Source organism: Arthrobacter sp. Dra40 (assembly GCF_059091905.1).
In genome coordinates, this window is record NZ_JBNHHB010000414.1 from 1 (window position 1) to 2,390 (window position 2,390).

Below are 2,390 nucleotides of genomic sequence, written 5' to 3' on the forward strand. Positions count from 1 at the left end.
TCCTTGGAGATTTGCGTGAGCTTGAAGCAGCTTGACCGTGTTCCCATCCGCCGTGCGTTGATCTCGGTGTACGACAAGACCGGGCTGGAGGAGCTGGCGCAGGGCCTGCACACCGCCGGGGTCAGCATCGTCTCCACGGGCTCGACGGCGAAGAAGATCGCCGCCGCGGGCGTTCCGGTCACCGAGGTCTCCGAGATCACCGGCTTCCCGGAATGCCTGGACGGCCGGGTCAAGACCCTGCACCCGCGCGTTCACGCCGGCATTCTGGCCGACCGCCGGCTGGACGACCACGTCCGGCAGCTCCAAGAGCTCGACGTCGAGCCGTTCGACTTGGTGGTGGTCAACCTCTACCCGTTCGTGCAGACCGTGAAGTCCGGTGCCAGTCAGGACGACGTCGTCGAACAGATCGACATTGGCGGACCCTCGATGGTGCGGGCCGCCGCGAAGAACCATCCGAGTGTGGCGGTGGTCGTCGACCCGGCCGGCTACGGCGACGTGGTGGAGGCTGCCGCGTCCGGTGGCTTCGACCTGAAGACCCGCCGCCGGCTGGCGTCCCTGGCGTTTGCGCACACCGCCGCCTATGACACTGCCGTGGCCAAGTGGACCGCCGAGCAGTTCGGCGACGACGCCGAGGCTGCCGAATCCGGCTCGGCCGAGGCGCCGAAGTTCCCGCCCTACGCGGGCCTGGCGCTGGAGCGTTCGGAGTCGCTGCGCTACGGCGAAAACCCGCACCAGGCCGCCGCACTGTATGTGGAGGCCGGCGCGGAGCCCGGCATCGCGCAGGCCGTGCAGCTGCACGGCAAGGCGATGAGCTTCAACAACTACGTGGACGCCGATGCCGCCGTGCGGGCAGCGTTCGACTTCGCCCAGCCGGCCGTTGCCGTGGTTAAGCATGCCAACCCGTGCGGCATCGCCGTTGCCTCCCCGGGCGCCGCAGATCCGATCGCCGATGCGCACGCCAAGGCGCACGCGACCGACCCGGTGTCCGCGTTCGGCGGCGTCATCGCAGCAAACCGGACGGTGACCGCCGGCATGGCGAAGACCGTCAAGGACATCTTCACCGAGGTAGTCGTGGCCCCGGGCTTCGACGCGGAAGCGGTTGAGATCCTGGCGCAGAAGAAGAACATCCGGCTGCTCGTCCTGCCCGAGGGCTTTGCCCGGGACACGGTCGAATACAAGCAGGTCTCCGGCGGCATGCTGCTGCAGGCCTCGGACCGCATTGATGCCGACGGCGACGATCCCGCCAACTGGACGCTGGCCGCCGGCGAGGCGGCCGACGAGGCAACGCTGGCCGATCTGGCCTTCGCCTGGCACGCGGTGCGCTCGGCGAAGTCCAACGCCATCTTGGTCGCGGCCAACGGTGCGGCCGTGGGCATCGGGATGGGCCAGGTCAACCGGCTCGATTCCTGCCGGCTGGCGGTGGAGCGGGCCAATACCCTCGGCGTGGCAATCGGCGGGGGAGCCGACGCTGCCGGCGGGGCGGCCAATGTGCGGGACGCCGGAGCACCCGAGCGGGCCCGCGGCGCCGTGGCGGCGTCGGACGCCTTCTTCCCGTTTGCGGACGGGCTGCAGATCCTCATCGACGCCGGCGTCCGTGCCGTGGTGCAGCCGGGTGGTTCGGTGCGCGACGAGGAAGTAGTGGCGGCGGCCCAGGCGGCCGGCATCACCATGTACTTCACCGGAGCGCGCCACTTTTTCCACTGACTGGTGCAGCCTCCGCCGGCTCCCGCCCAGGGAATGAATCCGGGACCGGTAGGCGAAATGCTTGCCAGCGCAGTGCCGGGCACATAGGTTCAAGAGGAACGGTGTGTCCGGCACCGGCGGTTAAGGGAGGCACACTGTGCTGGCGATGTAAACCACCGCGGCGGCGGGAACGGGCGACATCTGGCTGGGCGTGGTGATTGTGGCGGTGATTGTGGCCGGTGCCGTGGCTTTCTTCATGGCATCCAAACTACGCAAGCCGCGCTCCTACGAGTCAGCCGACCGGCACGAGGCCGCGCGGGATGCCGAGGCGGCCCGGCCGGGCGGCGGCGGCAAGGACACCCACCTGGAACAGGGCAACGTTGCGCACCGCTCGCAGGTCTTCGGTCCCGGCACCGGCCTCTGAGCCAAGCCGCCTCCGGAAGGCGGGGCGCGCCGTCGTGCCGGGCGCCGCCGTCGGGCTTGGGAGGCGGCGGGGAGCGGCCCGCAGCGGGTGACGTGGGCCGCACGGCGCCTGCCCGCGGCTGTTCTGCATGAAGGGTGCGCGTCTTCGACCGGGACCGATTCAGCCTCCTCGGGTAAATTGGAGGAGTTGAGTAAACACTGAAGACCCACTTTTTGCAGGGAGACGCCTCACCCATGGCCAAGATTATCTATACCCACACCGACGAAGCGCCGATGCTGGCCAC

At 69.2% G+C, this 2,390-nt stretch carries 2 protein-coding genes; both read left to right on the plus strand.

Features of this window, described 5'->3' with window-relative positions:
* Positions 1-15: 15 nt before the first annotated feature.
* Entirely contained in the window at positions 16-1,704 is a 1,689-nt protein-coding gene (purH, locus tag AC5RWT_RS36635) for a bifunctional phosphoribosylaminoimidazolecarboxamide formyltransferase/IMP cyclohydrolase (RefSeq protein WP_494084502.1), read from the plus strand.
* A gap of 235 nt (positions 1,705-1,939) precedes the next feature.
* Entirely contained in the window at positions 1,940-2,107 is a 168-nt protein-coding gene (locus tag AC5RWT_RS36640; RefSeq protein ID WP_494084501.1) for a hypothetical protein, read from the plus strand.
* Positions 2,108-2,390: the final 283 nt, after the last annotated feature.